Origin of the sequence: Streptomyces sp. B6B3 (genome assembly GCF_039871525.1) — a bacterium.
Classification (GTDB): domain Bacteria; phylum Actinomycetota; class Actinomycetes; order Streptomycetales; family Streptomycetaceae; genus Streptomyces.
Genome location: NZ_JBDPLU010000019.1, coordinates 99,730 through 125,768, shown reverse-complemented (window position 1 = coordinate 125,768; position 26,039 = coordinate 99,730). Strand labels below are relative to the sequence as shown.

General features: G+C 73.3%; 22 protein-coding genes, 1 tRNA gene and 1 pseudogene. 14 read left to right on the top strand and 10 right to left on the bottom strand.

What is annotated here, in order from left to right:
• Nucleotides 1-238: 238 nt before the first annotated feature.
• Entirely contained in the window at nt 239-1,417 is a 1,179-nt protein-coding gene (locus ABGB06_RS30670; protein ID WP_347595539.1) for a N(5)-(carboxyethyl)ornithine synthase, read from the bottom strand.
• Nucleotides 1,418-1,923: 506 nt separating this feature from the next.
• Between ABGB06_RS30670 and ABGB06_RS30665 the strand changes: the two genes are divergently transcribed.
• Nucleotides 1,924-2,076 (top strand): hypothetical protein, encoded by a 153-nt coding sequence (locus ABGB06_RS30665; protein ID WP_347595536.1) that lies wholly within the window; start codon nt 1,924-1,926, stop codon nt 2,074-2,076.
• A 63-nt stretch (nt 2,077-2,139) separates the two neighbouring features.
• Here ABGB06_RS30665 and ABGB06_RS30660 read toward each other — a convergent pair whose 3' ends face one another.
• Nucleotides 2,140-2,307: a hypothetical protein gene (locus ABGB06_RS30660; protein ID WP_347595740.1), complete on the bottom strand. Its 168-nt coding sequence runs from the start codon at nt 2,305-2,307 to the stop codon at nt 2,140-2,142.
• Nucleotides 2,308-2,359: 52 nt separating this feature from the next.
• On the opposite strand from ABGB06_RS30660, the pseudogene ABGB06_RS30655 reads away from it, so the two are divergent.
• Both ABGB06_RS30655 and ABGB06_RS30650 read left to right on the top strand, forming a co-directional pair.
• Nucleotides 2,360-2,536 (top strand): annotated as a pseudogene (locus ABGB06_RS30655) (IS256 family transposase); the annotation flags it as partial.
• A gap of 29 nt (nt 2,537-2,565) precedes the next feature.
• Nucleotides 2,566-3,303: a hypothetical protein gene (locus ABGB06_RS30650; RefSeq protein ID WP_347595533.1), complete on the top strand. Its 738-nt coding sequence runs from the start codon at nt 2,566-2,568 to the stop codon at nt 3,301-3,303.
• Between the two features lie 39 nt (nt 3,304-3,342).
• On the opposite strand, the gene ABGB06_RS30645 is transcribed toward ABGB06_RS30650, so the two are convergent.
• Nucleotides 3,343-3,415, bottom strand: a tRNA-Arg gene (locus tag ABGB06_RS30645).
• A 270-nt stretch (nt 3,416-3,685) separates the two neighbouring features.
• On the opposite strand from ABGB06_RS30645, the gene ABGB06_RS30640 reads away from it, so the two are divergent.
• The 10 genes from ABGB06_RS30640 to ABGB06_RS30595 all read left to right on the top strand — a co-directional run bounded on the left by ABGB06_RS30640 (nt 3,686) and on the right by ABGB06_RS30595 (nt 18,569).
• Nucleotides 3,686-5,425 carry a dynamin family protein gene (locus tag ABGB06_RS30640; protein WP_347595530.1) on the top strand — a complete coding sequence of 580 codons (1,740 nt, stop codon included), beginning with the start codon at nt 3,686-3,688 and terminating at the stop codon, nt 5,423-5,425.
• A gap of 90 nt (nt 5,426-5,515) precedes the next feature.
• A complete protein-coding gene (locus tag ABGB06_RS30635; RefSeq protein ID WP_347595527.1) occupies nt 5,516-7,270 on the top strand; it encodes a GTPase in 1,755 nt (584 codons plus the stop codon).
• Between the two features lie 257 nt (nt 7,271-7,527).
• Complete coding sequence (locus ABGB06_RS30630; RefSeq protein WP_347595524.1) at nt 7,528-8,937, top strand: thioester domain-containing protein; 1,410 nt, start codon at nt 7,528-7,530, stop codon at nt 8,935-8,937.
• Between the two features lie 255 nt (nt 8,938-9,192).
• Nucleotides 9,193-10,857 (top strand): energy-dependent translational throttle protein EttA, encoded by a 1,665-nt coding sequence (ettA, locus tag ABGB06_RS30625; RefSeq protein ID WP_347595521.1) that lies wholly within the window; start codon nt 9,193-9,195, stop codon nt 10,855-10,857.
• Between the two features lie 41 nt (nt 10,858-10,898).
• Complete coding sequence (locus ABGB06_RS30620; protein ID WP_347595734.1) at nt 10,899-11,363, top strand: thioesterase family protein; 465 nt, start codon at nt 10,899-10,901, stop codon at nt 11,361-11,363.
• On the top strand, nt 11,360-12,070 hold the full coding sequence (locus ABGB06_RS30615) for a hypothetical protein (protein ID WP_347595518.1): 711 nt from the start codon (nt 11,360-11,362) through the stop codon (nt 12,068-12,070). The genes ABGB06_RS30620 and ABGB06_RS30615 overlap by 4 nt, the downstream gene beginning before the upstream one ends.
• A 156-nt stretch (nt 12,071-12,226) precedes the next feature.
• Nucleotides 12,227-12,973: an IclR family transcriptional regulator gene (locus tag ABGB06_RS30610; protein ID WP_347595515.1), complete on the top strand. Its 747-nt coding sequence runs from the start codon at nt 12,227-12,229 to the stop codon at nt 12,971-12,973.
• Nucleotides 12,974-13,656: 683 nt separating this feature from the next.
• Nucleotides 13,657-16,104, top strand: coding sequence for an FAD-dependent oxidoreductase (locus ABGB06_RS30605; RefSeq protein WP_347595512.1), 2,448 nt, complete (start codon nt 13,657-13,659; stop codon nt 16,102-16,104).
• 70 nt (nt 16,105-16,174) lie between these two features.
• On the top strand, nt 16,175-17,374 hold the full coding sequence (solA, locus tag ABGB06_RS30600; protein WP_347595510.1) for an N-methyl-L-tryptophan oxidase: 1,200 nt from the start codon (nt 16,175-16,177) through the stop codon (nt 17,372-17,374).
• A 73-nt stretch (nt 17,375-17,447) separates the two neighbouring features.
• On the top strand, nt 17,448-18,569 hold the full coding sequence (locus tag ABGB06_RS30595; RefSeq protein WP_347595507.1) for an aromatic ring-hydroxylating dioxygenase subunit alpha: 1,122 nt from the start codon (nt 17,448-17,450) through the stop codon (nt 18,567-18,569).
• 40 nt (nt 18,570-18,609) lie between these two features.
• Here the strand turns inward: ABGB06_RS30595 and ABGB06_RS30590 are convergent, their stop codons facing one another.
• The 3 genes from ABGB06_RS30590 to ABGB06_RS30580 all read right to left on the bottom strand — a co-directional run bounded on the left by ABGB06_RS30590 (nt 18,610) and on the right by ABGB06_RS30580 (nt 20,071).
• Nucleotides 18,610-18,744 (bottom strand): hypothetical protein, encoded by a 135-nt coding sequence (locus ABGB06_RS30590; protein ID WP_347595504.1) that lies wholly within the window; start codon nt 18,742-18,744, stop codon nt 18,610-18,612.
• Nucleotides 18,745-19,010: 266 nt separating this feature from the next.
• The gene (locus ABGB06_RS30585) at nt 19,011-19,208 is read right to left on the bottom strand and encodes a DUF397 domain-containing protein (RefSeq protein WP_347595501.1); all 198 of its coding nucleotides are present in this window, start codon (nt 19,206-19,208) and stop codon (nt 19,011-19,013) included.
• Nucleotides 19,209-19,216: 8 nt separating this feature from the next.
• Nucleotides 19,217-20,071 carry a helix-turn-helix transcriptional regulator gene (locus ABGB06_RS30580; RefSeq protein ID WP_347595498.1) on the bottom strand — a complete coding sequence of 285 codons (855 nt, stop codon included), beginning with the start codon at nt 20,069-20,071 and terminating at the stop codon, nt 19,217-19,219.
• A 204-nt stretch (nt 20,072-20,275) separates the two neighbouring features.
• On the opposite strand from ABGB06_RS30580, the gene ABGB06_RS30575 reads away from it, so the two are divergent.
• A complete protein-coding gene (locus ABGB06_RS30575; protein WP_347595731.1) occupies nt 20,276-20,656 on the top strand; it encodes a globin in 381 nt (126 codons plus the stop codon).
• A gap of 54 nt (nt 20,657-20,710) precedes the next feature.
• Here the strand turns inward: ABGB06_RS30575 and ABGB06_RS30570 are convergent, their stop codons facing one another.
• From ABGB06_RS30570 to ABGB06_RS30555, 4 genes are all read right to left on the bottom strand, one after another.
• A complete protein-coding gene (locus ABGB06_RS30570) occupies nt 20,711-21,886 on the bottom strand; it encodes an acyltransferase family protein (RefSeq protein ID WP_347595495.1) in 1,176 nt (391 codons plus the stop codon).
• Between the two features lie 197 nt (nt 21,887-22,083).
• On the bottom strand, nt 22,084-23,103 hold the full coding sequence (locus ABGB06_RS30565) for an FHA domain-containing protein (protein WP_347595492.1): 1,020 nt from the start codon (nt 23,101-23,103) through the stop codon (nt 22,084-22,086).
• Between the two features lie 86 nt (nt 23,104-23,189).
• Complete coding sequence (locus ABGB06_RS30560; protein ID WP_347595489.1) at nt 23,190-24,581, bottom strand: VWA domain-containing protein; 1,392 nt, start codon at nt 24,579-24,581, stop codon at nt 23,190-23,192.
• Nucleotides 24,582-24,657: 76 nt separating this feature from the next.
• Nucleotides 24,658-26,037, bottom strand: a complete 1,380-nt coding sequence (locus ABGB06_RS30555) for a PP2C family serine/threonine-protein phosphatase (RefSeq protein WP_347595728.1) — start codon at nt 26,035-26,037, stop codon at nt 24,658-24,660.
• Between the last annotated feature and the right edge of the window lie 2 nt (nt 26,038-26,039).

Below are 26,039 nucleotides of genomic sequence, written 5' to 3'. Positions count from 1 at the left end.
CGCATCAGCCGACGGGGGTGAGGACCGTGGAGATGTTCGTGGCCGTGGTCGTGATCCTGGCGATGATCGCTCTGCCGTCACCGAGCGGAACCGCACCTACCTGGAGATCAAGCATCTGTGCGACGAACTCTCCGACACGGTGTTTGCCCTGCGACCGGGGCGGAAGGCGACCGGCGCCGGCCGCGCGGCGACTCGGGACGGCGGTCGGAGGACGACTGAATGCCGGATGCCCCGACGGCTACGGCCGCGACGCCGCCCGGGTCTCCTCGTGGGCGTGCGGGTACCTTGCGGTGCGGTGCTGGAAGGCGAGCACCTTGGGGTTCTGGACGACGCCTCCGCGGATCTCGATGGCGTGCCGGATCGTGTCGTCGGTGTCCCAGCCGTCGGGGCCCTGGAGCACGACGTCCAGATACGGCAGGAGGGCCTCGCTGTTCTCCCAGGTCGCGGAGTTCCACAGGTAGGAGGGGCTGTGGTCCACCCCGTAGTACCTGACGTGGTCGCCGACGGTGAACATCGGGTCGGTGAAGGTGGTGGGTCGGGCCCAGTCGAAGCCCATGCCCTTGTCGCAGGAGACGTCAATGACCAGGGTCCCGGGGGCCAGCTTGGGCAGATCCTCGTCTATCAGGAACATCAGCGGCGCGTCGGTGTCCTGCAGCACGCAGTTGACGATGATGTCGTGCCGGGCGAGGAACTCGGCCAGCGGCAGCGGGCCGTCCTCGGTGAGTGCGACACTGCGTCGCGGGTCGAGGGTGTCGTCGGCTTTGTCGTGGTCGAAGTGGACCATCCGCGCGGAGTGGATCGGGGAACTGACGGCGGTGACGCCACGCGCGGTGAGCACGTCGACGTCGTGCACGCCCAGGGCGCTGAGCGCGGTCACTGCGCCGCGGGCGGTCGCGCCGAAGCCGATGACGACGGCACGCTGCCGCCGCCCGTAATCGCCAGTCACGCCGGTCAGCTGCATGGCGTGCAGGACCGAGGAGTACCCGGCCAGCTCGTTGTTCTTGTGGAAGACGTGCAAGTTGAAGGCGCCACTGCGGGTCCAGTGGTTCATCGCTTCGAAGGCGATCAAAGTCAGCCGCCGGTCGATGGCGGTCTGGGTGAGCCTCTCGTCCTGGACACAGTGCGGCCAGCCCCACAAAACCTGACCCTCGCGCAGTTCCGCCAGGTCTTCGTGGAGCGGTTTGGCCAGCAGGATGACATCGCAGTTGGCGATGAGTTCCTCGCGCGTGCGGAAGCCCGCGATGAGCGGGGCGAGCCGGCTGTCCGGGACGCCGAAGTGCTCTCCGTAGTTTTCCTGGAGGTAGATGCGCTTGCGGAGACCGGCGTCGATGCGGTCGAAATGAGCGGGGTGGACGGGGAGACGATGCTCGTTTTCCTTGCGGGTCTGCGACATGATTCCGAGCGTGAGCTGCTGCAAAATGCCCCTTTGGTTGCTTCCTGTTTAGCACACCGGGTCAATCCGGCAGCCGGTCGCGACGGGCGGGGCCAGGGGCAGGCGCACGGGCGGGAGCCGGGTCCGGGCGACATACGCGTGGCCCTGTGCGCTTCCGGACGGCGGCATCCGTCTCTGCGGCGATCGGGTCGCACGGTGCTGGTCAACTCTGTCGGGTGCGGCCTCGATCGACGCTTGCGCGGGCCTGAAGGCGCCACGGCCCGAGGACAAACAACAATTCCCGTAAGAACGCGTGCTGGATGCCCGGGTGGTGTCTGGGGCGCCGGTCACGCTGTCGAGTGAGGAGATCGAGCGGAAGATCGGCTTCGTCGGCTTCTCCTCGCTGACGGTCAGGGCCGTGAAGGTGCCGCTGGAGGACCGCTGCGAGGACTACGGGCAGATCGCCTTCTATCGGGGCACGCTGCCCCGGGCGGCCTCATGCCTTCGACCTGGACGAGGATCACCGGTTCCCCACCGGCAAGCCTGTCCTGGTGTGCGGCAATACCGCCGACATCCTGGCCGCCAGCCGCTACGGCGAGCACTTCGAGATTATCGGTGACAAGTCGATGCACCATGGCCTGTTCCCATGCGGCCCGGCCGACCGGCAGAACGGCGAGGGGGCGGCCAGCGGCTCCTGCTGCTGACCGCGCACAGCCCCGACGGGGCGGCCGTGCCATCGGAATCGGTGGCACGGCCGCCTCGCGCTCTCACCCCGCCGCCGTGGTGTACCGGCGGCGTAGGGCGAGGGAGGCGTGGACCAGCGCCACCAGGACGGGAACCTCGATGAGCGGGCCGACGACCCCGGCCAGGGTGCCGTCCCCGTGCTCCGTCCCCTTGACCTGATTGCGCTCCCAGCGCAATCGTGCGGAGACCACGAGCGCCGCATTCGGCAAGGTCCCATGCACGGAGGAGCGTCTTGCGCCGTTCCTCCGGGCCCGCGGGCACTTCCCGAACGAGCAGGCCGCTCTCAAGTGCGTCTACATGGCGCTGATGAGCCTGGACCCGACCGGCAAGGGCCGCAAGCGGTGGACCATGCGCTGGAAGGCGCCGCTGAACGCCTTCCAGATCGCCTTCGAGGGCCGTCTGACCCCGAGCAACAACTGACCACTCAACAACCAAGATCAGCCGTTAAATTGACACACCCCTACGCCGGAGCCCGCCCGGAAGAAGTTGTCGCGCTGCGGGCGAACGACATCACCCTTCCGGACGCAGACGCTGACGATCAGTGGGGAGAGCTGTTGCTCCATACAGCCACCCCGGAGGTGGGCAAGCAGTGGACCGACTCGGGGCAGACCCACGACGAGCGGCACCTCAAGGGACGCGCCGCAGGTGACACGAGGGTGGTGCCGGGGCATCCCGCGTTGGTGAAGATCCTTCGCGAGCACATCCACCGCGAAGGGCTGCAGCCCACGGACCGCCTCTTCCCGGGCGAGCGTGGCGGTGCCCTGGCGGGTTCGGTGATCCGCCGGGCCTGGCGGCAGGCTCGGGCGTGCGTGCTGACCGAGGCGGAGTGCGCCTCGCCGCTGGGTCGGCGTGTCTATGATCTGCGCCACACGTGCCTGACCACCTGGCTGAACAACGGAGTCCCGCCGGCGCACGTCGCCGAGTGGGCGGGCAACAGTGTCCCTGTCCTGCTGGCCACCTACACCCGCTGCCTATCGGGACAGCTGAGGGACCTCCAGCGGCGCGTCGAAGCGGCCCAGGACCTCACAGGACTCGCCTCGGCACCGATGGCGAGGCCGGAAAACTTCTCCGTGTATTCACCGCAGCCACCCGCCGAAACCCGCCACCAGTCGGGTACAGCCGGACCCGCGCGGTCGGCAGGGGCCGCAGGTGCGCCCGGTCGCCAGAGCGTGCAGCGTGGTCGCTGACCTGCGGAAACAGGAGACGGCAAGGATGCGACGATCGTGTGCCCCCGGCAGGACTCGAACCTGCGGCCAAGTGCTTAGAAGGCACCTGCTCTATCCACTGAGCTACGGGGGCCGGTCTCCCTCATGGCGCGGGACGGTGCCCCCCTCGGTGACCTCGCCGCGCACAGGATAGGGCTTCGAGGGGTCCGTTCCCGTTGCTTCACCGCAACCCCGTCCTGTGGAGATCCAGTGAAGCAGACCTGATAATCGCAGGCGAGTGCGAAGCGCGCAGCGTTTTTGGTGCGTTGTTCGGTGGGGTGTTGCGCAGTCGTTATGCCCGGGGACGGGTTACACATGGCGGAAGATGCTTGGGAAAACGCTCTAAACCGGGCATTCTGCGCTTGTGGCGATCTTGGAAGCAGGGCCCGGGCTGCTCGACGCGTTGACCGTGCTGCGGGAGCGACTCGCCGCCGCGCGGTTCCCGCTGGAGCTGCCAGGGGCCGAACGGGCCAGGCGGACCAGGGGTGAGCTGCTCGCGCAGCTCGACGGGTACCTGCTGCCACGGCTGCGCGAGCCTGCGGCGCCGCTGCTCGCGGTGATCGGCGGCTCGACCGGGGCCGGCAAGTCCACGCTCGTCAACTCCCTGGTCGGCCGGCGGGTCAGCGAGGCCGGGGTGCTGCGGCCCACCACCCGGACCCCGGTGCTGGTGTGTCACCCGGAGGACCGCCACTGGTTCGTCGACCAGCGGGTGCTGTCCCGTTTCGAACGCGTCTCGCGGCGTCCGTCCGGCGCGCCGCTCTCGGGCATCCGGGGCCTGTCCGGCATCCCCGCCCCGGGCACCGGGACCCTGCCGGACGCGGGGCTGTCCGGGCCGCCGGACGCCGAGGACCCGGGCGATCCGGTGTTGGTCGTGGAGACCGACATCACCGTGCCGGCGGGCCTCGCGCTGCTGGACGCGCCCGACATCGACTCCCTGGTGGTGGAGAGCCGCGAACGGGCCGCCGAACTGCTCTGCGCCGCCGACATCTGGGTGGTCGTCACCACCGCCGCGAGGTACGCCGACGCGCTGCCCTGGCACCTGCTGCGCAGCGCCCAGGAGTACGACGTGACGCTCGCCACGGTGCTCGACCGGGTGCCGCACCAGGTCGCCGCCGAGGTGTCCCGGCAGTACGCCGTCCTGCTGGAACGGGCCGGGCTCGGCCACGTCCCCCGGTTCACCGTCCCCGAGCTCCCGGAGTCCGCGGGCGGCGGCTCCGGGCTGCTGCCGGGCACCGCCGTCGCCGCGCTGCGCGACTGGCTGGGCCGGCGGGCCCTGGACCCGGAGGTGCGGGCGGCGGCCGCCAACCGGACCGCGACGGGCATGCTCGCCTCGCTCCGCGGCCGGGTCGCCGAACTGGCCGGCGCGTGCGCGGCCCAGTACGCCGCCGCGGTCCGGCTCGGCCAACGGCTCGACGAGTGCTACGCGGAGGCGGCCGGCCGGGTGCGGGCCTGCGTGACCGGGGGCGGCCTGCTGACCGGCGAGGCCCGCGCCCACTGGCTGGCGTTCCCCGACGACGCGAGCGGCGACGAGGTGCTGGAGGCGCTGCTGGAAGGGCTCGCCGGGCTGCTGGCCGAGTCCGTGGCCGCGGCCGACGCGAGCGTCGACGCGGCCTGGCGGCGCGAGCCGGGCGCCCCGGCCGCGGTCGCCGGCATCGACGGCCCGGGCGGTGTCGACGCGTTGCGGGCCCGTGCCGGCGTGCCCGTGCGGAAGCTGGGCCGCTGCCTGGTGGAGCTTGCCGAGGAGGTACGCGCCGACGCGGGCGCCGGCGCGCATCCGGGCTTCGGCGCCGGGTCGCACTCCGTACCGCGCCCCGGGCACGAGGCGGAGACCGCGGCGCTGCTCGCCGTGGCGCTGATGGGCGGTGGGACCGCGGTCGTGGCCCAGCAGAACCTCACGGGGGCGCTCGGGGAGCCGGCCGCCGTCCGGCTGCGGGAACAGGGGACGCGGCTGCTCGCGGAGTGTGTGGAGCGGGTGTTGGCCGGCGAACGCCACCGCCGCGGCGCGCCCCTGCACCGGCTGGCGGTCACCCCCGACCACCAGGTGGAGCTGGTCGCCGCCCTGTCCACCGTGCGGACCCGGCAGGCCACCCACGTCGCCGTGTAGCCCGCCCGACGACCAGGACCGCCAGACAGGCACGACCGGCGCAAGGCCCAGGGGGGTCACGGGGAGCCACAGGAACAAGGAGTGATCGGGATGCTGGACGAGAGGACGACCGCCACCGAGGGCCGTTGGATGGTCGGGCCGTTGGCGCCCGCCGTCCCCGCGGCCTTCCACCCCTCCGCCGCGCCCGACCGCCCCGGCGGGCTCGCCGGCGCGGAGGACGGGCCGGACACGGCGCTGGACCGCCGGCTCACCGCGCTGCGCGAGCTGCTCGGCCTGTCCCGCACCCGGCTCGCCGGCGAACCCGGCCACGGTTCGGACGAACTCGCCGCGGCCGCCCGGTTGCTCGACGAGGCCGCCGCCCGCGAGCGGCTGCCCCGCGCGTACACCTGCGTCGCCATCGCCGGCGCCACCGGCAGCGGGAAGTCCACGCTGTTCAACGCCCTGGCCGGGGCCCGGCTGTCCGAGGCCGGGGTGCGGCGCCCCACCACCGCGGACGCGCTGTCCTGCGCCTGGGACGCCCAGGAGTCCGCCGAAGGCCCCGACGACCTGCTGGAGCGCCTCGGCGTCCCGGTGCAGTCCCGGCGTCAGGCGCCTCTTGCGGATCCGGGGCTGCGCGGCCTCGTGCTGCTCGACCTGCCCGACCACGACTCGTTGGACGCCACGCACCGCCAGCAGGCCGACCGGCTGCTCGCCCTCGTCGACGCGGTGATCTGGCTGGTGGACCCGGAGAAGTACGCGGACGCGCTGCTGCACGAGCACTACCTGCGGGCCTTCGCCGACCACGCCGAGGTCAGCCTGGTCGTGCTCAACCAGGCCGACCGGCTGCCCGGCGAGGCGCTGGACGTGGTGCTGCACGACCTGCGGCGGCTGCTCGACGAGCGCGGCGTCGCGCTGGGCGAGCACGGCGATCCTGGCGCCCGGGTGCTCGCGGTGTCCGCGCTCACCGGCCGCGGCGTGGGCGAACTCCGGGCCGAGCTGGCGCAGCTGGTGGCCGGCCGGGGCGCGGCGGCCCGGCGCCTGGTGGCCGACCTGGACGGGCTGGTGCGGCGGCTGCGCCCGCTGTACGTGGCGGCCGACGGCGTCGCCCCGGCCGGGCTCACCGACGAGGCCAGGGAGGGCTTCGAGGAGCGGCTCGCGGCGGCCGTCGGCGCCCCGGCGGCGGGCCAGGCCGCCGAACGCGCCTGGCTGCGCCGCGCCGACCGGGCCTGCGGCACGCCCTGGTCGCTGCTGCTGCGGTGGCTCGCCCTGCACCAGGCGGAGCGGCGCGGTGAGCCGCCGGCGCTGGCCGCGAAGCGGCTGCGCGCCGCGGAACCGCCTTCGGTGTCCAGGACCGACGTGGAGCGCGCCGTGCGCCGGCTGGTCACCGACACCACGGCGGGGCTGCCCGAGCCGTGGGCCGAGGCGGTGGGGGAGGCGGCGTGGCGCGGCGCGGCGGCGCTGCCGCGGGCCCTGGAGTCCGCGCTCGGCGCGCAGCCGACGGGGACGCAGCCACGCCCCCGCTGGTGGTCGGCCGGCGCGGTCGGGCAGGGGGTGCTGCTGGCCGCGCAACTGCTCGGTCTCGGCTGGCTGCTGGCCGCCCTCGTCGGCCAGCCCGCGGTGGGGCGGTGGCTGCCGCTGGCGCTGCTGGCCGGCGGGGCGCTCGCCGGCCCGCTGCTCGCCTGGGGCTGCCGGATCGCCGCCCGGGGCCCGGCCCGGGTGTTCGGCCAGCGGGAGACGTGGCGGCTGCGCCATCTGGCGGCCGACCGCGGCCACCGCCACGTGCTGGAGCCGTTGGTCGCGGAGCTGCTGCGTTACCGCGAGGTACGCGAACGGTATGTCATCGCCGCGTCACCGAACGGGAGATAGCCGCCGTCGCGGGCCCTTCGGGGGATACCCGGGGGATAGCGCCAATAGTCGTCCAACCCCCCTCATGGCCACCGTCGCCAGGTAACGATTCGAGCTCGAGATGTGTAACTCTCGTATCCCCTGGGGACATTGCGCGACCGCTCTCTCTACGATCCAGCGTACGCACGGGGGTCACGAGAAGCGTGTGGTCGGGGCACACCCCTGCGCCCGACCGCCGGCACCGTGACGACAAGTGGACTTGTGGAGGAGACACACAGATGTTGTTTGCGCGCAGGCGGGTCGCCACTCGCCTTGCGGCCACGGCCGTCGCCACCGGGCTCTTCACGGCCGGTGCGATAGCCGTCGCCGGGACGGCCACCGCCGACGAGAACCCCTGGGACGGCGGCGCGACCGCGGTGCTCGACGGGCTCTCGGTCTCCGACGAGGTCGACGTCGTGATCGACGGCGAGGAGCACACCTACGGGGCCGGGCTGTTCAACCTCACCGGGTCGGACGGCAGCAGCCTCCAGACCTACTGCATCGACTTCCTGACGGGCGCCCAGAACGGCACCCAGTACAAGGAGACCGGCTGGGACTCCTCCACGCTGCACGACAACCCCGACGCGGGCAAGATCCAGTGGATCCTGGAGAACTCGTACCCGTCGGTCGACGTGGCCGCCCTGGCCGGTAGCGCCGGCGTCGACTCGCTGACCCCGGAGACCGCCGCCGCCGGCACCCAGGCCGCCATCTGGGGCTTCTCCGACGGCGTCGAGGCCGTGCCGCAGGACGGCAACGCCGCGGCGCTCGCCGAGTGGCTGACAACCAGCGCCGAGGCCGTCGAGGAGCCGGGCGCCTCCCTGGAGCTCAGCCCGCGCGAGGTCTCCGGCACCCCCGGCTCGCTGGTCGGCCCGGTGACCGTCAACACCAGCTCCGAGTCGGTCACCGTCACCCCCGACGCGGCCTCCGCTGACCAGGGCGTCCAGATCGTCGACGCCGACGGCAACGTCATCACCGCGGACACCCCGGTGACCGACGGCACCGAGCTCTTCTTCGACGTGCCCGAGGGCGCCGACCCCGGCGCCGCCTCGTTCGACGTGACCGCCTCCTCCACCGTCCCGGTCGGCCGCGCCTTCACCGGCGTGGACACGATCACCCAGACGATGATCCTGGCCGGTTCCACCGACTCCTCGGTCACCGCCACCGCGACCGGCCGCTGGGCCGTCGGCCCCTCGCCGTCCATCACGGCCGACGAGGTCTGCGCCGAGGGCGGCGTGGAGATCACCGCCACCAACAACGGTGACGAGACGTACACCTTCACCCTGGCCGGTGAGGAGCACGAGGTCGCGCCCGGCGACTCCGCGTCGGTGGTCTTCCCGGTCGAGGACCAGCAGCCGTACGAGATCGTCATCGAGAACCCCATGGGCGACAACTGGGAGTTCACCGGCGTGCTCGACTGCTCCACCGAGGGTGACACGCCCGACGGTCCGAACGCGCCCGAGCCCGCCAGCACCGGTGGTGCCGGCGGCGCCGAGGAGGCCGAGGACGACGTCGACCTGGCCGAGACCGGCAGCAGCAACAGCCCGGCCATGATCGGCGGCATCGCCCTGGCCCTGCTGGTCGCCGGTGGTGGCGCGCTGTTCTTCATGCGCCGCCGGGCCGCGACCGTCAGCGCCGGGTCGGAGGACTGAACGACCATCGCAGCGCGGCGCTGACGCGCTGACGCAGCCGAGGGGCGGGCCCGCGGGCCCGCCCCTTCGTGCTGCCGTCGCGCCGTCGTCGTGCCGCCGTCGAAGCGCTCTCCTGCCCGCCGCCCGGGCCGCCGGTCCTGGCGGGCGTCCCTCGTCGCCAGCCGGTTTCCTGACGGGCGGGGCGATGCGGCAGGATGGGTGCATCCGCCTTTCCACCCTGATCCATCACCGAACTAGGCTGCCGGACGGTTTCTCTTGGCTGAGTACATCTACACCATGCGCAAGACGCGCAAGGCCCACGGCGACAAGGTGATCCTGGACGACGTCACCCTGAGCTTCCTGCCCGGGGCCAAGATCGGTGTCGTGGGTCCCAACGGCGCCGGCAAGTCCACGGTGCTGAAGATCATGGCCGGTCTGGAGCAGCCCTCCAACGGCGACGCCTTCCTGACCCCCGGGTACAGCGTCGGCATCCTGCTCCAGGAGCCGCCGCTGGACGAGACGCGGACCGTGCTGGAGAACGTCCAGCAGGGCGTGGCCGAGATCAAGGGCAAGCTCGACCGGTTCAACGAGATCGCCGAGCAGATGGCGACCGACTACTCCGACGCCCTGATGGAGGAGATGGGCACGCTCCAGGAGAAGCTCGACCACGCGGGCGCCTGGGACCTGGACGCCCAGCTGGAGCAGGCCATGGACGCCCTGGGCTGCCCCCCCGGCGACTGGCCGGTCACCAACCTCTCCGGCGGCGAGAAGCGCCGCGTCGCGCTGTGCAAGCTGCTGCTGGAGCAGCCCGACCTGCTGCTGCTGGACGAGCCGACGAACCACCTGGACGCCGAGTCCGTGCAGTGGCTGGAGCAGCACCTGGCGAAGTACGAGGGCACCGTCGTCGCGATCACCCACGACCGGTACTTCCTGGACAACGTCGCCGAGTGGATCCTGGAGCTGGACCGGGGCCGGGCGTACGTCTACGAGGGGAACTACTCGAAGTACCTGGAGACCAAGCAGTCCCGGCTCAAGGTCGAGGGTGCCAAGGACGCCAAGCGCGCCAAGCGCCTCAAGGACGAGCTGGACTGGGTCCGCTCCAACGCCAAGGGCCGGCAGGCCAAGTCCCGGGCCCGTCTCGCCCGGTACGAGGAGATGGCCGCGGAGGCGGAGAAGACCAGGAAGCTGGACTTCGAGGAGATCCAGATCCCGCCGGGCCCGCGGCTCGGCAACATCGTGGTCGAGGTGGAGCACCTGGCGAAGTCGTTCGACAGCAAGGTGCTGGTGGACGACCTGTCCTTCACCCTGCCGAGGAACGGGATCGTCGGCGTGATCGGCCCGAACGGCGCCGGCAAGACGACGCTGTTCAAGATGATCCTCGACCAGGAGCAGCCGAGCTCCGGCCGGATCCGGGTCGGCGACACCGTGCAGGTCTCCTACGTGGACCAGGGCCGGGCCAACATCGACCCGAAGAAGACGCTGTGGGAGGTCGTCTCCGACGGCCTGGACTACATCAACGTCGGCCACGTCGAGATGCCGTCCCGGGCGTACGTCAGCGCGTTCGGCTTCAAGGGCCCGGACCAGCAGAAGCCGGCGGGCGTGCTGTCCGGCGGCGAGCGGAACCGGCTGAACCTCGCGCTCACCCTCAAGCAGGGCGGGAACCTGCTGCTGCTCGACGAGCCCACCAACGACCTCGACGTGGAGACGCTCTCCTCGCTGGAGAACGCGCTGCTGGAGTTCCCGGGCTGCGCCGTGGTGATCTCCCACGACCGCTGGTTCCTGGACCGCATCGCGACGCACATCCTCGCCTACGAGGGCGAGTCGCAGTGGTTCTGGTTCGAGGGCAACTTCGCGTCCTACGAGAAGAACAAGTCCGAGCGCCTCGGGCCCGAGGCCACCCGCCCGCACCGCGCCACGTACAAGAAGCTGACCCGGGGCTGACCGTGCGGCACGTGTACGAGTGCCCGCTGCGCTGGTCGGACATGGACTCCTTCGGGCACGTCAACAACGTGGTCTTCCTGCGCTACCTGGAGGAGGCCCGGATCGACCTGTTCTTCCGGGTCGCGGCCGAGGCGGCCGGCGGCTCCTTCAGCAGCGGCTCGGTGGTCGCCCGGCACGAGATCGACTACCTCCGGCCGCTGACGTACCGCCCCGAGCCGGTCACCGTCGAGACCTGGGTGACCCGGCTCGGCGGCGCGTCGATCCACGTGGCGTACGAGGTCAGGGACGCGGACGTGGTGTACGCGCGGGCCACCTCCGTCGTGGTGGTCTACGACCTGGAGCGCGGCGCGCCCCGGCGGATGACGCCGGAGGAGCGGAGCTTCGTCGAGAAGTACCGGGAGGACCCGGTGGACCCGGCGGGCCCGGGGAGCCCGGAGCGGCGCTCGGAGAAGGGCACGGGGCGGCGCTCGGTGGGCCCGGGCGAGGGGGGCTCGTTCCACGCATGATTCCACGCACGACCGAGCACGGCGAGCCGGAACCCGACGCCGGGGGAGGCGGCCGGCTGGCCTTCGCCGAGGCCGGCGCGGCCGCGGACCTCGCGGCGTTCCTGCGCCGCCAGCTGGCCTGGGACCGGGCCGCCGCGGCCCGGCTCACCGCCGGCGGCGACACCGCCGGCACGGTCGCGGCGGTGTTCACCCGGCCGGCTCGTTTCGACGTGCTGGCGGTCCGCCCGGGGCGGCTGCGGGAGCCGGCGCGACTCGACCTGACCGTGTCCGCCGGCGAGCTGCTGGAGGGCATCGACGAGGAGAGCGAGGCGGTGGTGCTGCCGGAGCCGGTCACCGGGCCCGCCTGGGCCGGGGTGCTGCCGCCGCGCGGCGGCTGGCGGCAGCTGGCCGAGGTGGCGCACGACGAGGCGCGGGCCGCGGCGGCCGGGGCGGTGGCGGAGTTCCGCGAACGGCGGGAGCGGCTGGCCGATCCGGACCGCACCCGCGAGGCGCTGGACGCGCTCGCCGAGGAGATCTGGTCCCGGACGCTACCGGGCACCGCCCTGCCGTTGCGCGCCGTGCACGCCGCGCAGGCCCTCGGCTTCCTCCGCTCGGACGCCCCGGCGACGGTGCTGAGCAGCGGCGCCTGGCTGCGGCTCGGCACCCCGCTCGGCTCGATCGCGGTCCGCGGCTCCGGCGTACGGGGACTGTCGGTCACCCCGCTGTAGCATGGGTTGTGCGTGGCGCACCACGGAGCGCGATGCGCAACAGACCACGACGGGGTGCGCATGACGGACCTGGATGACCGGCGCGCGGGTTCCGCGAGGTCCGCGGGTCGCGGGCGGGACCCTGAGCGAGCCGGAGCCGGAGAGCGGGCCAGCTCCGTGCAGTCCGTGGACCGCGCCGTCGGGGTGCTCGAGGTGCTCGCCCGACACGGCGGTGCCGGGGTGACGCAGATCGCGGACGAGCTCGGGGTGCACAAGTCGACGGCGTTCCGGCTGGTCGGCGTGCTGGAGCAGCACGGTCTGGTGGACCAGGAACGGGAGCGAGGCAAGTACCACCTGGGGGCGGGCATCCTGCGGCTGGCCGGCGCGGCCGCCATCCGGCTCGACGTTTCGCAGGAGAGCGGCCCGGTGTGCCGGCGGCTGGCCGAGGAGGTCGGCGAGACGGCGAACCTCGCGGTGCTCGACGGCGACGCGGCGGTCAACATCACGCAGGCCAGGGGCGCGGCCGAGGTCAGCGCCCACAACTGGCTGGGCCGCCGCACCCCGCTGCACGCGACGGCCAGCGGCAAGGTGCTGCTGGCCCAGCTGCCGACGGCGGTGGGTGACCGGCTGGTCGCCGGCGTCCTGCCGCGCTTCACCGACGCCACGGTGACCGACGCCGGGGAGCTGCGCGCGCAGCTGGAGACGGCCCGCCGGGACGGCTACGCCGTCACCAGCGAGGAGCTGGAGGAGGGCCTCAACGCGGTCGCCGCGCCGGTGCGCGGGCACGACGGCGGCGTGATCGCCGCGATCGGCGTCTCCGGCCCCGTCTACCGCATGACCGAGGACCGGCTCCCCACCCTCACCCAAGCCACGGTCACCGCCGCCGCCGACCTCTCCCACCGCATGGGCTACCCCGGCCCCTGACCCGGGCCCTGCCGGCCCGCACCCCGCGCCCGTTCGGCCCGGCGGCCGGCTCGCGTCCCGCGTCCGGTGGGCGGGGCTGTGCCGCCGCGTGGGCGCCGTCCGAAAGACGTCCCGCGCGGGGCCTGGCGACGGCCCGCCTGTCCCCGCGCCCACGCGAAGCCGCACGGGCCTGCCGGCCCGGGCCGCCCACTCGGCCTGGCGGCCGACCCCGGGCAACGCACCGCCGGCGAGGGCGGCCCGACCGTAGCGCCGCACCTGGTCGGCCTGGCGGCCGGTCCGCGGCTCCGCCGCGTTCTGCTGACGTGTCCCGCGTCCGGCGTGCGGGGCTGTGCCGCCGGGTGGGCGCCGTCCGAAAGACGTACCGCGCGGGGCCCGGCGACGGCCCGCCTGTCCCCGCGCCCACGCGAAGCCGGATGGGCCTGGCCGGCCCGGGTGGCCGCTCGGCCTGGCGGCCGACCCGCGGGCGTGGCGGTTCGCCGACGTGCGTGCCGCGCCCGCCTTGTCCGCCTCGGACGCCCCCGAACCGGGCGTCCGAGGCCGCGCTCGCGCGGGGCCGCGGCGTCGCGGCTGGCGAAGAATGCCGGCAAGGCAGCTGTGGGGCCTTGACGGGTGGTGGATCGCGTTCCCATCATGTCCCACATAGCGCAACCTTCCGCGTAGTACGCAACAGAAGGGCGGCGGTCATGGTGCAGAGGCCGGCGGACGCCGGACCGGAGGTCGTCGTCATCGGGGCCGGCATCGTCGGCTGTGCCCTGGCCGACGAGCTGACCGCGCGCGGCTGGCGGAACGTCACCGTGCTGGAGCGCGGCCCGCTGCCGACCGAGGGCCGCACGGTCGGCTCCAGCGGCCACGCGCCGGGTCTGGTCTTCGCCACCAGCCCGTCCCGCACCCTCACCCACCTGGCGCGCTACACCATCGAGAAGTACGCCGCGCTCGGCTGCTTCGACGCCGTCGGCGGCCTGGAGGTGGCCACCACCCGGGAGCGGTGGGCGGACCTGGCGCGCAGAGCCGGGCTCGCCGCCTCCTGGGGGGTGACCGCCGAACTGCTCACACCCGAGCAGTGCGGCCGGCGCTGGCCGCTGCTGGACGCCGCCCGGGTGCTCGGCGGCTTCCACACCCCGGGCGACGGCCTGGCCGACTCGCCGCTCGCCTGCCGGCGGCAGGCCGAGCGCGCCATCGCCCGCGGCGCCACGTTCCTGGGGCGGCACGCCGTCACGGGCGTCGAGCGGACGCCGGACGGCCGCCGGGTCGCGGGCGTCGTCACGGACCAGGGGACGTTCGCCGCCGACGTCGTGGTCTCGGCCGCCGGCTTCTGGGGTCCGGTGATCGGCGCCCTGGCCGGGCTCTCCGTGCCGCTGCAGCCGCTCGCCCACCAGTACGCGCGCAGCACCCCGGTGCCCGGCCTGGACCCCGGGCCGAGGCTGCCGATCCTGCGCCACCAGGACCGCGACCTCTACCTCAGGCAGCACGGCGACCGGCTGGGCATCGGCTCCTACGCGCACCGGCCGATGCCCGTCGATCCTTTCGCCACCCCCGCCTCGGAACTGCCCTTCGGTGCGGAGGAGTTCGCCGCCTCCTGGGCCGACGCCGCGGAGCTGGTCCCGGCGTTGGCCGAGGCCCGGATCGCCGAGGGCCTGGACGGCGTCTTCTCCTTCACCCCCGACGGCATGCCGTTGCTCGGCGAGTCGCCCGAGCTGCGCGGCTTCTGGCTGGCCGAGGCCGTCTGGGTCACCCACTCCGCCGGCGCCGCCCGGGCCGTCGCCGAATGGCTGGTCGACGGCCGGCCCGGCAGCGACGTGCACGCCTGCGAGGCCGACCGCTTCGAGGAGGCACAGCGCTCCCCGCGCTACGTGGCCGAGCGCGGCGCGCAGAACTTCGTCGAGGTCTACGACGTCATCCATCCCCTGGACCCGCCGGCCCGCCCCCGCCCGCTGCGCACCAGCCCGTTCCACACCCGGCAGCGGGAGCTCGGCGGTTACTTCCTGGAGGGCGGCGGCTGGGAGCGGCCGCACTGGTTCGAGGCCAACGCCCCGCTGCTGTCCGCCCTGGAACCGGGCGCCGTGCCGGCCCGCGGCGCGTGGGCCGCCCGGCACTGGTCGCCGATCGCCGTGGCCGAGGCGCGCGCCACCCGGGAGCGGGTCGCGCTGTTCGACATGACCCCGCTGACCCGGCTGGAGGTCACCGGGCCCGGCGCCCTCGCCCTCCTGCGGCGGCTGACCACCGGCCGGCTGAACCGCAGGACCGGCTCCGTCACGTACACCCTGATGCTGGACGAGGCGGGCGGCGTGCGCTCCGACATCACCGCGGCCCGGCTCGGCCCCGAGCACTGGCAGATCGGCTGCAACGGCCCGCGCGACCTGGTCTGGTTGCGCCGCCGGATGCCGGACGACGGCTCCGTGGCGGTGCGCGACATCACCGCCGGCACCTGCTGCCTGGGCGTCTGGGGCCCGCGCGCCCGGGACCTGGTGCAGCCGCTGACCGACGAGGACTTCTCGCACCGCGGCTTCCCCTACTTCACCGCGAAACGGGCGTTCGTCGGCCACGTCCCGGTCACCGCGCTGCGGGTGAGCTACGTCGGCGAGCTGGGTTGGGAGCTGTACACCACCGCCGATCTCGGGGCGGCGCTGTGGGACACGCTGTGGCGGGAGGCCGAGGAGCGGGGGCTCGGGCTGGTCGCGGCCGGCCGGGCGGCGTTCGACAGCCTGCGCCTGGAGAAGGGGTACCGCGCCTGGGGCCGGGACCTGAGCTACGAGCACGACCCGTACGAGGCGGGGCTCGGCTTCGCCGTCCGCGAGGACAGGGCGGAGGACTTCGTCGGCCGGGCCGCGCTCGCCGGGCGGTCCGCGCGGACCGCCCGGCGCCGGCTGGTCTGCCTCACCCTGGACGATCCGGCCGCCGTGGTCCTCGGCGGGGAGCCCGTCAGGCTGCCGGGCGAGACCGCCGCGGCGGGCTACGTCACCAGCGCGGGGTACGGGGCCACCGTGGGCCGCACCGTCGCCTACGCCTGGTTGCCGGCCGCGGCGGCCGACCCCGGCACCGCCGTGCACGTCGAGTACTTCGGGGAGAAGGTGCCGGCCACCGTGCGCGAGGAACCGCTCGTCGATCCGGAGATGGCCCGCCTACGCTGCTAGGCGGCCGGCCGCGCGGCGTCCGCGCCGCGCGCCGCACCTCCACCCGCACCGCCCACCCCGGGAGACCACCGTGCCCCCTACCACCCACGACGGCCACGACGGCAGCAACGGCAGCGCCGGCGGCGCCGGTTACGACGTCATCGTCCTCGGCGTCGGCGGCATGGGCAGCGCCGCCGCGCACCACCTCGCCGCGCGCGGCGCCCGGGTGCTGGGCCTGGAACGCTTCGGGCCCGCGCACAACCGCGGCTCCAGCCACGGCGGCTCCCGCATCATCCGGCAGTCGTACTTCGAGGGCGCCGAGTACGTGCCGCTGCTGCTGCGCAGCTACGAGCTCTTCGAGCGGCTGGAACGGGACAGCGGCCGGGACCTGACGCTGCTGTGCGGCGGGCTGATGCTGGGCCGCCCGGACAGCACCACCGTGGCCGGCAGCCTGCGCTCGGCCACCGCCTGGGACCTGCCGCACGAGATGCTGGACGCGGCGGAGGTGCGCCGCCGTTTCCCCACCTTCACCCCCGCCGACGACGAGGTGGCGCTGTTCGAGGACCGGGCCGGGCTGGTCCGCCCCGAGGCGACGGTGGCCGCGCAGATCGAACTGGCCACCCGGGCCGGGGCGGAGCTGCGCTTCGAGGAGCCGGCCACCGAGTGGTCGGAACTGCCCGGCGGGGCCGGGGTGCGGGTGCGCACCCCGGCGGGCAGCTACACCGCCGGACACCTGGTGATCTGCCCGGGCGCCTGGGCGCCGGGGCTGCTCGCCGACCTGGGCGTGCCGTTCACCGTGGAGCGGCAGATCATGCACTGGTTCCAGCCGACGGGCGGCACCGAGCCCTACGCGCCCGACCGGCACCCCATCTACATCTGGGAGGAGCCGGACGGCATGCAGGTCTACGGCTTCCCGGCCATCGACGGACCCGACGGCGGCGCCAAGGTGGCGTTCTTCCGCAGGGGCTCGGCGTGCACCCCCGACAGCATCGACCGGACGGTGCACCCCGAGGAGGTCGCGGCGATGGCCGAGCACGCCGGACGCCGGCTGCCCAGCCTGCCCGGCCGCCCGCTGCACGCCGCCACCTGCATGTACACCACCACGCAGGACGAGCACTTCGTGATCGCGCCGCATCCCGCGCACCGGTCGGTGACCGTGGCCTGCGGCTTCTCCGGGCACGGCTTCAAGTTCGTGCCCGTGGTCGGCGAGATCCTGGCCGACCTCGCGCTCACCGGCACCACGGACCACCCCATCGAGCTCTTCCACCCGCGGCGACTGACCTCCGTCTGAGCGCCCGTCCGCGCCCCGCGCGCGCCCGGCTCCCGTGCGGAGCGGACCGCGAGGAGAGAAAGGAGCACCGGCCATGACCGCACCGCCCCGGCCCAGCCTGCTGCCCACCCTGCCGGGCTCGGCCTACACGGACCCGGAGATCTTCCGCCGGGAACAGGAGCTGATCTTCGAACGCCGATGGTTCTGCGCGGTGCGCGCCGGCGACCTGCTCACCCCGGGCTCCTTCCGCACCGCCACCGTCGGCCGGGAGAACGTGCTGGTGATCCGCGGCAGGGACGGCCGGCTGCGGGCGTTCCTCAACGTCTGCCGGCACCGCGGCGCCCGGCTCTGCACCGAGGAGGCCGGCGAGGTGCGGCGGAACCTGCGCTGCCCGTACCACGCGTGGAGCTACGCGCCGGACGGCCGGCTGGTCGCCGCCCCGAACCTCAGGGAACTGCCGGACGTCGAGCGGCGGGACTACGGGCTGGTCCCGGTCGCGCTGCGGGAGTGGCTGGGCTACGCGTGGCTGTGCCTGGCGGACGAGCCGCCGTCGTTCGAGGAGACCGTGGTCGACGCGGTCACCGAGCGGCTGGGCGACCCCCTGACGGTCGAGCGGTACCGGCCCGCCGACCTGGTGCTCGGCCGGCGCGTCGGCTACCGGGTGCGGGCCAACTGGAAGCTGATCGTCGAGAACTTCATGGAGTGCTACCACTGCGCCACCATCCATCCGGAGCTCGTCGGCGTGCTGCCGGAGTTCGCCGGGGGGTACGCGGCGCAGTCGTACGTCGGCCACGGCGCGGAGTTCGCCGAGGACGTCACGGGCTTCACGGTCGACGGGGGAGCCGGCTTCGGGCGGCTCCCCGGTCTGACCGACGCGCAGGACCGGCGCTACTTCGCCGCCACCGTCCGCCCCCAGGTCTTCCTGAACCTGGTGCCCGACCACGTCATCCTGCACCGGATGTTCCCGCTCGCCGTGGACCTCACGGTGGTGGAGTGCGACTGGCTGTACGCGGCCGAGGTCGTCGACGCGGGCGTGGACGTCTCGCGCTCCGTCGAGCTGTTCCACCGCGTCAACGAGCAGGACTTCGCCGCCTGCGAGCGGACCCAGCCCGCCATGAGCTCCCGCGCGTACCGCGCCGGCGGCGTCCTGGTGCCCACCGAGCACCATCTCGCGGAGTTCCACGGCTGGGTGCGCGGCCTGCTGTCGGCCGGCTGACGCCCTGCCCCGCAGGGGTCCGCCGGGGCCGCGGCCGGGGCTACTTGCCGCCCTTGCTCAGCCGGTTCGCCTCGCTCTGCGCGTTCACCTTCTTGACCTTCTCGCGCAGCTGGTCCGCGGTGCTCGATGAGTCGTTCTGACTGCCGGGGGTGGTCGGTTGTGGTGCGGTCGACATGTGAGGTGCCCTTCGCCGTTGGGGAAGCAGCCTCGCGAGGGTGTCAGAGACCGGGCACCGCCCCGGCTCGCTGACGTACAGCAACGGTAGCGCTACAGGACGGCCACGGCAACAGTATCCCGGGATACCGTTGTCAAATTGCTCGCCGTTTTGATATAGAGCGATTGCCTCGCATATGACCGCCGCACGTCGGTGCGCGAGTCGAACATGAGGAAGGCCCCTCGTCCGGTGTGGGGAGGGGCCAGGGGGAGCGTCGCGTCGGGCGGTCAGTCCGTGAGGCGGTCGAAGCCTCCCCTCTTGGAGCTGGCGAGCAGCGCGGCGAGACGCGCTCGGCTCGCGGAGATGACGATCTGCGGTGCGTCACTCTCCCTGATCGCGATGTCCGCCCCGTGCCACGCGATCTCGACGCAATTGTCCCCAGTGCTCGAATAGGTCGACTTCTGCCAGGTGAACTCTGCGGTCATACTCCTGCTCACATCTCTCGGGTGATGTACCGGACGAGCTGCCGTGAGTCCTCTGGATCCAACGCCAGGGCGCTGGCCGTCTCGAACAGGGTCCGATACTTCTTCAGTTCGGGCTCGGTGTGCAGGAAGGCGCCGCCGAACGGGGTGTCCACCTGCACGGTGTCCAGTTGCGGTACCGGCCCTTCCGTATAGAGCATAGACTGCGCGTGACCGGGGATCTCCTCCAGCGCGAACGGGATCACCCGTAGGGTGACGGACGGCCAGTCCGCCACCACCAGCAGGTGTTCCAGCTGGGCACGGGCCACGCTCCGGCCGCCGTATCGCATGCGCAGCGCGGCCTCGTGGATGATCGCCTCGCAGGGCGGCGGGTCCTGCCGATGAAAGATCTGACTGCGACTCACCCGGTGCTCCACCCGGGCGTCGAGTTCCTCCTCGCGCGGCCGGGGGATGGCGCTGCCGAAGATCGCCCTGGCGTATCCCGGAGTCTGGAAGAGACCGGGAACGAGAAGCATGTGCACGATGTTCAGACGGAGCGCGTTGTGTTCCAGTTCCGCCATGTCGAGTGCGCCGGGTGGCAGAATTCCGCGATACCGCTCCCACCAGTGCTGCCCGCGGTGTTCGCGCGCGATGGCGCACAACGCCTCGATCAGGGGCTCGTCGTCGCACAGATAGAACGCGGAGAGCGCGCGAATGCGCTCCTCGCTGATTCCGCGCCGTCCCGACTCTATGTTCGACATTTTCGCCCGGTCGGTGCCGATGTGCGCCGCCGCCTCGTGCGCTGCCTTCCCGGCCCGTTCCCGCAACTTGCGCAACTCGGCACCGAGGCGTGCCTCGCGTGCGGTCGGAACGTCCCTCGGCGGCATGTGGCCCCTCCAGTCCTGAGGCTGTCCTGATGATCAAGCCCGGCGCGTCAAGCCCTGAAGTCTGCCGCTCCGCCTCGGGTCCGGTCCACTTGGAGGGAAGAATGCTACGGGGCACAGGTGCCCCGCTCTGCGCCCCGTGCGCCGTCGGAAACGGGCCGCCGCCGGCCGTTCCGGGGGATCTGCGACCATGGGGGTGTGACGGAGATGCCGGAGCAGTCTTTTTACGACCAGGTCGGGGGCGAGGAGACCTTCCGGAAGCTGGTGCGCCGCTTCTACGAGGGGGTCGCCGCGGACCCGGTGCTGCGCCCGATGTACCCGGAGGAGGACCTCGGCCCGGCCGAGGAGCGTCTTCGACTCTTCCTGATGCAGTACTGGGGCGGGCCCCGGACGTACAGCGACAGTCGGGGCCATCCGCGGCTGCGCATGCGGCACGCCCCGTTCACGGTGAACCGCGCCGCCCACGACGCCTGGCTCGGACACATGCGCGACGCGGTGGACAGCCTCGGTCTCCCACCGGAGCAGCAGCGCCAACTGTGGGACTACCTGGTCTACGCCGCCGCCTCGATGGTCAACACGCCCGGCTAGGCCCTGTCCGGGCCTCGGCGGCCCGGGCCGGATGCGTGCTGGCCGGAAAGCGCCCTAGGACCGGGGCCCGGCGAGCGCCGGCGCCTCGCCGGGATCGGGGAGCACCGTCGACGGCGCGATCGGGATCTGGGAATCGGTGACGCGGGTGCGTTGTCCCTCGCCCGGCCGGTCGGGGCCGGCGGGCGGCGCCGGTTCGGCGCGGAACAGCCACGGCAGGCGCGGCTGGACCAGCGGCCTGGCCAGCCAGCGCACCGGTGGCGAGGCCAGCACGGTGGCGAGCACGAAGGCCAGGCCCAGCATCGCCACCTGGTCGAGGTTGGAGTCGATCCAGTCGAGGGCGCCCCGGTCCTGCAGCGGCCTCAGCACCAGCGGGTGCAGCAGGTAGATGTACAGGCCGCCGGCGCCGAGGTAGGTGATCACCGGCAGCCGCCGGCGCGGCACCAGCCGGACGAAGCTGAGCGCGACGACCATGCCGCCGAGCAGGACGGCGCCGCGGATGGTCCACGCGAACGGGTCCTGCCAGGGCGCGCCGCCCTCGTACGGCCCCTTCATCCGCAGCCAGTTCGCGCTGATGTCCAGGTGCGCGTACGCCATGACCAGGAAGGTGGTCGCCAGCACCCCGACCGCCGCCGGCTTCGTCCAGGCGGCCCGCAGTTCCCGGGCGAAGAGCCCCTGGCGGAGCTTCCAGCCGAGCAGGAAGAACGGCAGGAAGGACAGCGTCCGGGAGAGCGAGCCCGCGGTGCCGAAGTCGGAGACGTAGCCGGCCACGAGGGCCACCAGCACGGACGTGGCCATCGGGTAGCGCAGCCGGGCGAGGTACGGCAGCGCCATCCGCCAGCACATCAGGGACAGCAGGAACCACATGCCCCAGGCCGGCTCGACGATGTGGAACCGGAACTCCCCGTCGGGGGCCCGGCCCATCTGCGCGGTGTGCAGCAGCCCGATGAGCAGGTACGGCACCAGGATCGACTCGATCAGCCGGCGCGCCTCCCGGTTCGTCAGCGCGTCGGCCCGGCTGAAGTAGCCGGCGACGATCACGAACGCCGGCACCCGCATCGCCCAGGTGGACATGTACAGCCAGTGGAACAGCTCCAGCCGGCTCAGCTCGTTCGTCATGTGCACGAAGAGCACCAGGGTGCCGGAGAGGAAGCGGATGTTGTCCCAGTGCGGGTTCCGGCTCGTCCCGCGTCGGGCGGTCGCGGCCCGCCGTTTCCTCAGTCGTTCCAACATCCGCCAGCCCCCGTGCCGGTCCGCGTCGGCGTGCCGCCGAACGCGTTGCTGCCTGTTCACGTCCTGTTGGACGACCGAAAGGCGGCAGGGGATGTACTCCAGCGGTGTATGTAGCGCAACGATCTTGTCACCGGATTGCGATACGTGCCGATCAGGTGCCCGTCACGTGCCCGGTCGGGTGAACCCCGACCGTCTCGTCAGGCGCGATAGACCGTCAGCGTCGTCCAGGCGCCGATGTGGATGCGGTCGCCCTCCTTCAGCGACACCGGCACGAAGGGCTGGATCGGGTCGTCCGCGCCGTTGACCGTGGTGCCGTTGGTGGAATCCTGGTCCACCACCGCCCAGCTGCCGTCCGGCTGCTGCACCAGGATCGCGTGCTGGTGCGAGACGCCCGGGTCCTCCGGGGGGCGGGCCAGGTCGATGTCGGGGGACTCGCCGGTCGACTGCCGGCGCCGGCCGATGGTGATCTGCGGCTTGTTCAGCGGCACCTGCTGTTCGGGCGAGTACGCCGGCAGGTTCAGCTGCGACGCCTCGGGCCCGGAGCGGCGCATCATCGCCGAGAAGTACTGCGGGTCGGCACCTATCGACACCATCCAGCCCGCGGGCTGCGGGCCGCCGGGGTAGCCGGGCTGCGGAGGCCCGGGCTGCGGCGGGACGCCCTGGTACTGCGGCGGGGCCCCGGGGGGCGCGCCGGGGGGCGCTCCAGGGCCGCCGGGCGGGGAGATGACCCAGTCGCCGGTCTGCCCCGGGCCCTGTCCGGGGTGCTGGCCCGGGTGCTGTCCGGGGTGTTGTCCGGGCGGCGGCTGCGGCGAGGGGTACATCGGCTGGCCGGGGCCGCCCATCGGCGGTCCGCCCATCGGCTGTCCGGGCTGGCCCTGCGGTCCGGGTGGCGTCGGCGGTATGTAGGTGGTGGGGGAGTTGGTCAGGAAGTTGAACCGGCACCCCTCACAGAACGGCGCCTGCGCCTCGCGCGGCGTGCCGCACTGCGGGCAGAGCTCGCCGGGGGCACCGGGCATCCCCGGGCCGCCTCCGTGCATCGGGGCGCCGCCCGGAACTCCGGGGCCGCCGGGGCCCCCAGGGCCCGGGGGAGGGTAGCCGTAGCCAGCGGGCGGAGGGGGCGGGGGCATCGCGGCCGCCGCCGGCGCGAGCATGCGGTGGCCGCACACCTCGCACCAGTCCTCGGCCACCGTCTGGTGGCCGTTCGGGCAAGTCGGCATGGTTATGCCTCCCCCTTACGTCACAACGTCTCGGGGTGTGGCCACACCCCGAGCACTTCTCTGCGGTCCTGACTACGTCTGCCGCGTCACTTCTTCACCCGGACGGTCTTCGTTGACCGCGTCTCCAGGGTCATCTCGTCGGCCTCGGTCACTCGGGCCTTCAAACGAACAGTACCTCCCGCCGCGTCCTCCACGTCCACCACCTTCGCAAGCAGTTTCGCGGTGTCCCCGTTTCCGGACTCGTGGGCCAGCTGAACGGCCCGCCCCAGCCTGGCCGTCGCGCCCTCCACATCGCCGTCCTTGCGCAGCTGGAGACCCTCCTGGATGGCGTCGGCCAGCTCCGCCTGCCCCGTGTAGTGGGCCACCTGGGAGTTGATCCGGGTCGAGGCCGCCAGGTCGTCGGTCCACACCGCGCGGATCAGGCCCTGCCCCAGCGTGGTCGCCGGTGGGCCCGCGGGGGCGGCCGGCTCCCGGATGACCAGCGCGACCCGGGCCGCGAGCATCTCGTGACCGACCTCCGCCGTCGGCACCCGGACGCACACGTGATAGTCACGGGACTCGTCGCCCCAGGAGCCGGTCGGATAGTCGCCGGAGCGTGGCGGGGACTCGGTCCGGCGCCCGGTGAGGTCCTCGACGGCGGGCGCGACCTGCTTGACGAACTGGACCTCCGCGCCCTGCGGGGTCCACAGCCGCAGGCTGACGTCGCCCACCTCCTTGCCCATCGCCGTCTCCATCATCGCGGTGAAGTCGGCGGCCAGGCCGTCCGGCTCGGCGACGATGTCGGCGGTGCCGAGCAGCGCCGAGGCGATGCCGGTGACCTCCCTGACCTCCCAGTCGGTGCCGACCCCGCGGGCGTCGCAGGTGAACCGGCCGGCGCAGGCGTCCAACGCCTCCCGCAGCTTCTCGGGCTCCTCGTGCTCGTTGCGCCCGTCGGTCAGCAGGATGCCGTGCCGGATCTCGGCGTTCGACGAACCGAACAGCCGCTCGGCCAGCCGCAACCAGGTGCCGATCGCGGTGCCGCCCGAGGGCGTCAGCCGGCGCAGCGCCTGCCGGGCGTCGGCGCGGGTCTCGTTCGAGGCGAGTGCGAGTTGGCCGTCGCCCGGGTAGATCTCGACGGCCTTGTGGGTTCCGGCGATCACGGCGAAGGCGACGCCGTCGCGGAGCGTGTCGATGGCCGCCTCGGTGGCCTGCCGGGCCCCGCGCATCTTCGTCGGCGGATAGTCCATGGAGCCCGAGCAGTCCACCATGATCACCACGGCGGCGTGCGCGCCCCCTCCGGCGCTTCCCCCAGGCCCTTGGGGGCCTGGGAGGTGCCCCCATCGCTCACTCGCCGGCAGCGGGCGGCCGCCGGTCGTGCCACCGCCGGTCGAGGTGACCGTGACGATGGCGTTGACCTCCCCGGCGGACTGCGGCAGGTACTCGTTCTGGTAGACGTCGATGCTGAACCGCGGCACGTTCGACTTGGCGAAGTTGGCCATCAGCGGACCCTCCTCCTCGCGCGGAACGGGGGCACCTCCCGGGCCCCCTGGGGCCGGGGGGCGCACTGCCGCCTGGTCAAGCCGTTCCTGCCCGGTCGGTGGTCACCGGGAACGGGATGACCGCCACCGTTACGTTGTCGTGGCCGCCCGAGTCGAGCGCGTGTTGCACGAGGCTGCGGGCCGAGGTCAGCGGCGCCACGCGCGCCTCCGACGGCACGATGTGGGCCATCTGCTCGGCGCTCTCCGCGTAGTTCCACAGCCCGTCCGTGCAGACGATGACCACTCCCGGACGGTCCGGCTTGAACGAGGCGGTGTGCGGGTCGATCTCCTGCGCGTCCGCGCCCAGCCAGGCGGTGATGGCGTGCGCCCGGTGGTCGGCCATCGCCTCGGCCTCGCTCAGCAGCCCGGCCGCCACCATCTGCGCGGCCCAGGAGTCGTCCTCGGTGAGCCGGGCCGGGGCGCCGCCGCCGGTGCGGTCCTCCGGCACCCAGTAGGCCCGGCTGTCGCCGATCCAGCCGACGGTGAGGGTGCCCTGCGCGGTCACGGCGCTGACGATGGTGCACGCCGGGGCGTTGCGTCCGGGCTGCCGCTCCTCGCTGGTCGCCAGGTCGGTGACCGCGTGGGCTGCGGCGAACAGGGCGTCGTGCATCGCCTGTTGCCCGGACACCCCGCGCGGCAGCGCGATCAGCAGCGACTCCTGGGCCGCCTCTGCGGCGGCGGCGGACGCGTCGTCGGGGCGGCTGGAGGAGGACACGCCGTCGCAGACCACGGCGATCACCGCGGGTGAGCCGTCGGGTAGCGCGGTGGCGGAGACGGCGAACGCGTCCTCGTTGCGGTGGTGGCGCAGGCCGAGGTCGCTGACGGCGGCCACGCCGCCCAGCGCGCGTTCCACGTGGTCCCGCTCGCCCGGCTGGGCGCGCCCGCATTCCTCGCAGTAGCCGTCGTGATCGATCCGGCCGGTGCCGCACACGGTGCAGGTGACCGGGTGGGTGTCGCGTCCCGGCGGGCTGGCGTCCCGGGTGCGGGGGTCCTGTGCGGCGGGCTGTGCGGCCGGCGCGGACCGGGGGTCGGCGGCGGCCGCCGGGGCGGGTGCCGGCGGGGGAGCGGGTGGGGCGGGGGAGTTCCGCGGGTCGAAGGAGGGCAGCCGGGTGCCCGCGGGCCGCTGCGGCGGTGGCTGCACGGGCTGGGCGGGCTGCGGATGCGGCCGCGGCGGCTCGGCGGGCGGATGGGGCGCCAGCTGCGGCTGCGGCTGCGGGGGCGGCAGGGTGAAGTCGGGTTCGGTCGGCGTGCGCACCGGCTCGCGGGGCGGCGCGGCCGCCCCGGCCTGCTCCCGGGAGCCGGCCTCCGCACGGGCAAGCGTTTGCAGATCGGTCCCGCAGACGCCGCAGTAGCGGTCGTCCTGCTCCAGCGGCTCACCGCAGCCGGGGCAGGCGGAGACTTGGTCGAGCTGCGGCATTG

Bases quoted from the DNA above. Each gene is read 5' to 3' on its own strand.
- ABGB06_RS30605 (WP_347595512.1), top strand. From the start codon at position 13,657: ATGGTGCAGAGGCCGGCGGACGCCGGACCGGAGGTCGTCGTCATCGGG.
- ABGB06_RS30635 (WP_347595527.1), top strand. From the start codon at position 5,516: ATGCTGGACGAGAGGACGACCGCCACCGAGGGCCGTTGGATGGTCGGG.
- ABGB06_RS30615 (WP_347595518.1), top strand. From the start codon at position 11,360: ATGATTCCACGCACGACCGAGCACGGCGAGCCGGAACCCGACGCCGGG.
- ABGB06_RS30575 (WP_347595731.1), top strand. From the start codon at position 20,276: ATGCCGGAGCAGTCTTTTTACGACCAGGTCGGGGGCGAGGAGACCTTC.
- ABGB06_RS30580 (WP_347595498.1), bottom strand. From the start codon at position 20,071: ATGCCGCCGAGGGACGTTCCGACCGCACGCGAGGCACGCCTCGGTGCC.
- ABGB06_RS30555 (WP_347595728.1), bottom strand. From the start codon at position 26,037: ATGCCGCAGCTCGACCAAGTCTCCGCCTGCCCCGGCTGCGGTGAGCCG.
- ABGB06_RS30585 (WP_347595501.1), bottom strand. From the start codon at position 19,208: ATGACCGCAGAGTTCACCTGGCAGAAGTCGACCTATTCGAGCACTGGG.
- ABGB06_RS30620 (WP_347595734.1), top strand. From the start codon at position 10,899: ATGGACTCCTTCGGGCACGTCAACAACGTGGTCTTCCTGCGCTACCTG.
- ABGB06_RS30595 (WP_347595507.1), top strand. From the start codon at position 17,448: ATGACCGCACCGCCCCGGCCCAGCCTGCTGCCCACCCTGCCGGGCTCG.
- ABGB06_RS30570 (WP_347595495.1), bottom strand. From the start codon at position 21,886: ATGTTGGAACGACTGAGGAAACGGCGGGCCGCGACCGCCCGACGCGGG.
- ABGB06_RS30565 (WP_347595492.1), bottom strand. From the start codon at position 23,103: ATGCCGACTTGCCCGAACGGCCACCAGACGGTGGCCGAGGACTGGTGC.
- ABGB06_RS30630 (WP_347595524.1), top strand. From the start codon at position 7,528: ATGTTGTTTGCGCGCAGGCGGGTCGCCACTCGCCTTGCGGCCACGGCC.
- ABGB06_RS30590 (WP_347595504.1), bottom strand. From the start codon at position 18,744: ATGTCGACCGCACCACAACCGACCACCCCCGGCAGTCAGAACGACTCA.
- ABGB06_RS30560 (WP_347595489.1), bottom strand. From the start codon at position 24,581: ATGGCCAACTTCGCCAAGTCGAACGTGCCGCGGTTCAGCATCGACGTC.